The organism is Pseudoalteromonas sp. P1-13-1a (genome assembly GCF_001401875.1).
Lineage (GTDB): Bacteria > Pseudomonadota > Gammaproteobacteria > Enterobacterales > Alteromonadaceae > Pseudoalteromonas.
This window is the reverse complement of the sequence record NZ_LKDV01000026.1, coordinates 55,455-63,201: the sequence shown is the minus strand read 5'-3', so window position 1 is coordinate 63,201 and position 7,747 is coordinate 55,455. Positions and strand designations below refer to the sequence as shown.

The 7,747-nt window shown below is 41.7% G+C and carries 6 protein-coding genes; 4 read left to right on the top strand and 2 right to left on the bottom strand.

The features are described 5' to 3' along the window. The first annotated feature begins 264 nt into the window (after nucleotides 1–264). From megL to AN391_RS15110, 4 genes are all read left to right on the top strand, one after another. Complete coding sequence (megL, locus tag AN391_RS15125) at nucleotides 265–1,446, top strand: methionine gamma-lyase (protein WP_055016175.1); 1,182 nt, start codon at nucleotides 265–267, stop codon at nucleotides 1,444–1,446. A 237-nt stretch (nucleotides 1,447–1,683) separates the two neighbouring features. Further along, a complete protein-coding gene (gene phhA, locus AN391_RS15120) occupies nucleotides 1,684–2,481 on the top strand; it encodes a phenylalanine 4-monooxygenase (protein WP_055016174.1) in 798 nt (265 codons plus the stop codon). Between the two features lie 38 nt (nucleotides 2,482–2,519). After that, nucleotides 2,520–2,864, top strand: coding sequence for a 4a-hydroxytetrahydrobiopterin dehydratase (locus tag AN391_RS15115; protein WP_055016173.1), 345 nt, complete (start codon nucleotides 2,520–2,522; stop codon nucleotides 2,862–2,864). A gap of 245 nt (nucleotides 2,865–3,109) precedes the next feature. Next, the gene (locus tag AN391_RS15110; RefSeq protein ID WP_055016172.1) at nucleotides 3,110–4,108 is read left to right on the top strand and encodes a DUF2971 domain-containing protein; all 999 of its coding nucleotides are present in this window, start codon (nucleotides 3,110–3,112) and stop codon (nucleotides 4,106–4,108) included. Nucleotides 4,109–4,268: 160 nt separating this feature from the next. On the opposite strand, the gene dapD is transcribed toward AN391_RS15110, so the two are convergent. Further along, nucleotides 4,269–5,096, bottom strand: a complete 828-nt coding sequence (gene dapD / locus AN391_RS15105) for a 2,3,4,5-tetrahydropyridine-2,6-dicarboxylate N-succinyltransferase (protein ID WP_055016171.1) — start codon at nucleotides 5,094–5,096, stop codon at nucleotides 4,269–4,271. A 9-nt stretch (nucleotides 5,097–5,105) separates the two neighbouring features. After that, nucleotides 5,106–7,724, bottom strand: a complete 2,619-nt coding sequence (gene glnD, locus AN391_RS15100; RefSeq protein WP_055016170.1) for a [protein-PII] uridylyltransferase — start codon at nucleotides 7,722–7,724, stop codon at nucleotides 5,106–5,108. Nucleotides 7,725–7,747: the final 23 nt, after the last annotated feature.

Genomic DNA, 7,747 nt, shown 5'->3' with positions numbered 1-7,747 from the left:
GTAAGTCATTAGAATAACGCAGGAGCAGTTATCGAGCCCACTAGGTTACAAACCTCGCGCCGCGATTAAATAGCCCCTAGTTTGAACAAGTTTTAACCCGCAAAGATCAACAGACCCTAAAACAGCGTGGCAATATTTGTGTACAAAACCGCGCTGAGCGGTTTTTGTACAAATAGCCGTCTGAGCATCCGGCATGCTTGTGATTTAAACTGCGGTGCGTTTTATTTATGTAATTGACACACATAATAAAAACGAGATCCCATAATGAGCAAGCATCATATTAATACCCAATGCATTCACGGCCCACAAAAAGCAAACGATCCGCACGGCGCACTCACGTCGCCTTTGTATCAAACCTCTACCTTTCATTTTGAAAACGCCGCACAAGGCGCTGCTCGTTTTGCAGGCGAAGAGCCAGGTTATATTTACACCCGCTTAGGTAACCCAACCACCACCGAACTTGAGCAAAAAGTAGCACAGTTAGAGGGCTGCGAAGCTGCAGCGGCGACGGCTACAGGTATGGGGGCTGTATCGGCATCGGTATTGAGCTTTTTATCGCAGGGCGATCACCTTGTTGCATCAAGTGCATTATACGGTTGTACGTTCGCGTTTTTTGCACATATGTTGCCGCGCTGGGGAATCGAAGTCACGTTTGTTGATATGACCTGCGAGGATGAACTCCGCGCTGCCATTAAACCTAATTCAAAAATGATATTTGTAGAAACGCCAATTAATCCCACTATGGCGGTTATTGATTTGGCACTGATTGGCGCAGTTGCAAAAGAGCACAATTTAATAAGTGTGGTCGACAACACCTTTTTAACGCCGCTGCTGCAATCACCTAAGCAATATGGGATAGATATTATTATGCACAGCGCTACCAAATACTTAAACGGCCATGGTGATGTAGTAGCCGGGCTTGTGTGCGGAACGCAAGAGCACATTACCTTAATAAAAATGACGGTACTTAAAGATATTGGTGCAACCATAAGCCCGCACGACGCTTGGCTAATAAACCGTGGCTTAAAAACCTTAGCCATACGCATGGAGCGTCACTGTCAAAGCGCGCAAACGGTTGCCGAATATTTAGAGGCGCATCCACAGGTTAATATTGTTTATTACCCCGGGCTTAAATCGCATCCTGGTAACAAATACCTAGGCAATCAAATGAAAGCTGCAGGTGGCGTTATTGCATTTGAAATTAAGGGCACCCTTGCTCAGGGGGCGCAGTTTATTGATAGCATGAAGCTTTGCACGCTTGCTGTAAGTTTAGGTGATGCTGAAACGCTTATTCAACACCCGGCATCAATGACCCACTCGCCTTATACACCCGAGGAGCGAGCAGCCGCAGGCATAAGTGATGGCTTAATAAGGCTCTCAGTAGGGCTTGAAGATGTTAACGACATTATTAGTGATTTAAACCAAGCTTTTACCAAAATTGGTTAGGTGTATTTAATTATATACGGAGCATTTGGCTTTTAAGGCCTTTGTAAATGGAGGTGTTTACTATTCGTTCCTTTAGTGTAATTTTAAATTTACAGTTTAGGTGATCGTGCCAAATGTCGATATACGCTTAACTATTAAACTTTTCTTCACTTTTGCATAGTATGGCTGCATTAGATATTCACTCATCTTGAGTATCACACTGACACACATTTAGGGCTTAACCCCAAGAAGGTTATTATGGCTAAAGCAAGTAAGTACACCTCTAAAACACCTGATGAAAATGGTGTTATACATTGGAGCGAAGAAGAAAATAAAATTTGGTCTGAGCTTGTAGCACGCCAACTTGCGTGCATAGAAGGCAAAGCGTGCGATGAATATATGGAGGGGCTTAAAAAAATAAACCTACCTCTGGATCGTATACCGCAGTTAAGCGAACTTAACGAAGTGCTTCTTGCCTCTACTGGTTGGCAAGTAGCGCCTGTACCTGCGCTTATCGATTTTGACGAGTTTTTTAGGTTGTTGGCTAACAAACAATTTCCGGTAGCCACGTTTATTCGTAGCCGCGAAGAGTTTGACTACCTTCAAGAGCCAGATATTTTTCATGAAATATTTGGCCACTGCGCCATGCTAACCAACCCTGACTTTGCCGAATTTACACACAAATATGGCCAATTAGGGTACGCAGCGCAGAAAAAAGATCGCGTGTACCTTGCACGTATGTATTGGTTTACGGTTGAGTTTGGTTTAATGCAAACCGAAAACGGCCTGCGTATTTATGGCGGCGGTATTTTATCAAGCCCGGGTGAAACGCAATACGTGTATTCAGATACACCAGAGATAACGCCCATGAGCGTCATTGATGTGCTGCGTACGCCGTACCGCATTGATATTATGCAACCACAGTACTACACCATTAATTCGATTCATGATCTGTTTGATATATCGCAAATGGACATTATGTCTTTGGTTGAGCAAGCTAAAGCGCTTGGTTTGCACGACCCAAAATTTCCACCAAAAGAAAAATTAGCCAGTTAACTTTAATTTAAAAAGAAACGCTAAAGTAAGGATTTAAAATGTCTTCATTAAGTGAACAAAAATGCGAAGCTTGCCACGTAGATGCACCAAAAGTATCTGACGAAGAGCTTGCACAATTAATTACTAAAATCCCAGACTGGGTACCCGAGGTACGCGACGGCATCATGCAGCTAGAGCGTGTTTATAAGTTTAAAAACTTTAAGCAAGCTATGGCGTTTACTAACAAAGTAGGCGATATGGCAGAAGATGAAGGCCATCACCCTGGTTTATTAACCGAGTGGGGCAAAGTAACGGTTACATGGTGGAGCCATTCAATTAAAGGCCTACACAAAAACGACTTTATTTGCGCAGCTAAAACAGACGACGTTTTTAACGCGCTGTAATTAAAAGTTAATTGAGCAAATTAAAAGGCACTTATTTTTATAAGTGCTTTTTTATTGGTTTAATGGAAGTTTCTAGTTGTCAGCTATCAGTGACGAGCTGCTCGGCGTTAATTTTATCGCCGTAGGTTGGGTTGAGTGAAGCGAAACCCAACAGGGTTATAGTACTTTGTGTCATCTCAATTTTATTGTTTTGTATAAAAGAGTTAGACTCGGAGTTAATCTCGGGAATTTTTTAGGCTTTAAATATGGATTATGTTTATCACTACACTTCTGCAGATGGTTTAAAGGGAATTTTAGAGAGCAAAAGTTTATGGGCTACTAACGCAGAGTATCTAAATGATTTTAGAGAAATAAAGCAAGGAATTGATAGAATAAAATCACTCAGAGGGAGTTTGTCTGAGTTTTCACAAATCAAACTCGAAGAAATTTATGCCAAACACAAAAATATACCTTTAGATGTTACCCAAAAAGAAATGCGAAGTAAGGACGTGCATCTCGCAAATCATTTTTTAAATTTTCTATGGAATATAATTGATAATAATACCATTGATGAAATTTATACCACTTCATTTACAACTAAGCGTGATAGCCTAAACCACTGGCTAACTTACGGGTCAGAGCAAACTTCATATTGCATAAAGTTTAATAAAGAAAAGCTATTTGATGATGAGTACTTTAGGCAAAGAAAACTTTTGAGTGGCTATGATGATGTTGATTACCAACCAACTGAGGAAATGCTTCATTCTTTAATTGAAGAACACTATCTGCCTGAGGTTTTAAGTTATGTGTTAGATCCAAATTTAAGTGGAAATGACCTAAATGAAAAATGTGCTATTACTGCAATTGAAATTTTTAATGAAGCGATTTTTAAGATTGCTAGCATAAAAGATCAAGCGTTCGAATATGAAGAAGAGTATCGTTTTACTCTTTTTTACCCTGGTTTAGTCTCATTAAATGAAAATACTGAAAAGGGTTATTTTGATTTTATAGACTCCTCAAATATTGATTTTATAGAGCTTGAAAATGGAGTGAAAGAGTTTTTTCCTTTACGCTACAGAACCCTAAAGTCTGGCATTATAGCCCCATATAGAGCGATACCTTTTCCTAAAAATTCAATTGAAGAGATTATAGTTGGCCCATCAGAGAACAAAGACTTGGCTGTTAAAGGCTTGAGGTCTCTTTTGAGTTCATTAGATTACAATGTAAAAGTTTCTAGCACTGAAACTTCATTTAGAAGAATTTAAAAAGCGCTAATCCCATACGGACTTAGCGCTTTTCTATATACAATTAAAGTTTAGCTAAAGCAATAAGCTTTAATGTGTTGTTGGGTTTCGTTTCACTCAACCCAACCTACGTTTAACACAAATCAACTAAAAGCTTACAGCTAAAAGCTTATCGCTTATTTTAATCATCAATTGAGCGTAGTAGGGCGTTGATGCCTACTTTTTCGCGTGTTTGTTGATCTACTTTTTTCACGATAATTGCTGCGTACAGGCTGTGGGTGCCATCTTTTGATGGGAGCGCGCCTGGCACAACTACAGCGCCTGCTGGTACGCGGCCGTAGTGAATTTCGCCGGTTTCACGGTCGTAAATACGGGTGCTTTGGCTGATATAAACGCCCATTGAAATTACAGCGCCTTCTTCTACGACTACGCCTTCAACAATTTCAGATCGTGCGCCAATAAAACAGTTGTCTTCAATGATGGTTGGGTTAGCTTGTAGTGGCTCTAACACGCCGCCTATGCCAACACCACCCGATAAATGTACGTTCTTACCTATTTGTGCACACGAGCCCACTGTGGCCCATGTATCAACCATGGTGCCTTCGTCTACAAATGCGCCAATGTTCACATACGATGGCATAAGTACCACATTTTTACCTACAAAGCTGCCTTTACGCGCTACCGCATTGGGTACTACGCGCATACCGCCTTGCTGAAATTGCTCCGGCGTGTAGTCGCTAAATTTAAGCGGTACTTTGTCGTAAAACTGATTTACGCCGTCGTTCATTGGTTGGTTATCGCGAATTCGAAACGACAGTAATACGGCTTTTTTAAGCCATTGGTGTACAACCCATTCGCCTGATATTTTTTCAGCAACGCGGGCAGCGCCGCTATCTAGTAGTTCTAGTGCATCGATAATAGCTTGTTTAACATCGCTAGACACGGTGCTTGGGCTAATGTTGTCGCGGTTGTCCCACGCGTTTTCTATCATGGTTTTTAAATCTGACATGGTGTGTCCTTATTCTGTTTCGGCGTTGAATTTTTTACGTAATGCCTGATGAATTTTGGCTTGCTCTTCATCAGTCAGCGCTTGGTATTCGTTATTTGATACGACAAAGAAATCCTCGGCACGTTCACCTACCGTTGTGATACGGGCAGCGTGAATGTGTAATAAATGCGCTTGGAAAACTTCGGCAATTTTGGTTAGTAAACCGGGTATATCTACAGCTTGAATTTCTATTAGGCTGCGATCTTTACGCGCGTGTGGGCGCAGTACAATTTTGGGTTTAATATTAAAGTCTTTAAATCGTTGCGAGCGATTCTTTTTAAAGCGTATTTTTTTACGTGGCTCGTTCAGTGCTTGCTCAAGCCCACGTTTAATTGACTGAGCACGGCTACTTGCAATAGGGTCGCCGCTCACTTCAAGTATTACAAAGTTAAATAGGGCGTAGCCATCTTTAGTTGTAAGCACCTGCGCGTGTTGTATTTGCGCTTTTTTAGAACCAATTACGCTAACTAAGCGAGCGAATAACGGCCCAGAGTAGGGGCTATAAGCAAACACTTGCGTGCCACCATGCATTGCTTTATCAGAAACAATGACACTGGGTAGGCTCAAGTCTGCGCATTTTAATAGGTGTTCACTTTGCCATGATATTTGCTGCTCGCTAAAGGCAGTAAAGTAATTGGCTTTAAAGCGGCTCCAAATTAAATCAATTTGGTTTTCTAGGTAGCCCAAATTAAGTAAGCGCTGTTTAGCTTGGTGTTTTTTATCGCGTATTTGGTCGCGTTGATCCATTGGGTTTTCAAGCCCTAGGCGCAATGCGCGCTGAGTATGCAGGTAGAGTTCGCGCAGTAACGTGTTTTTCCAATCATTCCATAAATTATCGTTGGTAGCGCGTATATCGGCAACGGTTAAACAATAGAGGTAGTCGAGCTGGCGCTCATTTTTTACCCGTGATGCAAAGTCTTTAATTACACCTGGGTCATTTATATCTTTACGTTGTGCTGTAACCGACATAAGTAAATGGTTACCAACGAGCCACGAAATAAGCTTGCCATCAGATGAGGGGAAACCATGCAATTTAGAAAAAGCAATAGCATCAACCGATCCAAGCTCTGAATGATCGCCCCCACGGCCTTTCGCAATATCATGAAAAATACCCGCTAAATAAAGCAGCTCGGGCTTATCCATACGGGTTACTATTTCACTACAAATAGGAAACTCGCTCACTTTAGATTTATCAAAATATTGGTAAATATTATTGATTAATTTATGGGTGTGCTCATCTACCGTGTAGGCATGAAATAAATCAAACTGCATTTGCCCAAATATATTACGCCACTGTGGTAAATAGGCGGCCAACATGCCGTGCTTGTGCATGAGCGTAAATGCGCGGCCCATGCCGTTTGGGTGTTTTACAATACGCATAAATGCTTCGCGGCATGCCGCATAATCTTGTAAATCACCTAATAGGCGCCTGCGTACTTGCCTAATGGTACGAATAGTACTTGGGTAAATATGCGTAATTTCGGGGTTGTCGGCAATATGCTCAAACAAAACAAACAGTTGATCGCGTCTAAAAAATACCGATGGGTTTTTAACCCTAATTTGGTGGCCAACACGTTCAAAGTCTTTGTCTAACTCTATTACCGGTGCTTCGCTGCTCTCTGGCATGATACTTTCTTCAAAGTAAGATAACAGCATTTGATTAAGCTCGCGTACGCGGCTCATTATTCTAAATAAGCGTTTCATCATACGCTCAACTGACGCTTTACCATCACTTCCAAACCCGAGTATTTCTGCGGCGTTGGGTTGATGGTCAAACAGTAAGCGGTTTTCTGAGCGCCCAGCGGCTAAATGCAATGCAAAGCGAATATTCCAAAGGTTTTCTAGGCATTCTGAAAGCTCCTGAAACTCTTCATGCGTTAAGTAGCCGTGGTTAATAAGCTCTTGTAAGGTTTCGGCTCTAAAGTGCTTTTTAGCAACCCAAATAATGGTTTGCAAGTCGCGCAGTCCACCTGGGTTTTCTTTAATGTTTGGCTCTAGGTTATACGCTGTGCCATGGCATTTTTTATGACGTAAGTTTTGCTCTTGTACTTTGGCCACAAAAAATTCGCCGGAGCGCCAAACGGGGGTCTCGATAATATGTGTTTTGAGTTTTTCAAACTCAATGTGGTTACCAAAAATAAGGCGACTTTCAAGCAAGCTGGTAGCAAAGGTAACGTCTTCACGCTTTTGCTCTATGGCTTGTTCAATGGTACGCACACTGTGTCCTATCTCAAGGTTGAGATCCCAAAGCATGGTAACAAACTGGCCTATTTTTTCGCAGATTTGCTCGCTAGGCGGTTGCGTAACGAGCAATAAAAAGTCAATGTCGGAGTAGGGGTGTAACTCGCCACGCCCGTAACCGCCCACAGCAATAAGGGCTAGATCAGGTTCATGAGCTAAATCGTAAACATGAAACAGTTTAATTAGCAGGCGGTCTATAAACTCTGCCCGGGCATTAATTAAATTACCAACTGGTTGCTTAGAGAATTCGTTATGTAACCACTTATAAAAATAGCTAGAACAATCGCGATAATCGCTCAGCTGCTCAGCATCGCTAAGCAACTTTTTTACTTTGTTGGGTAATGCCACGTGGGCTGGCTCCTTATTGAACC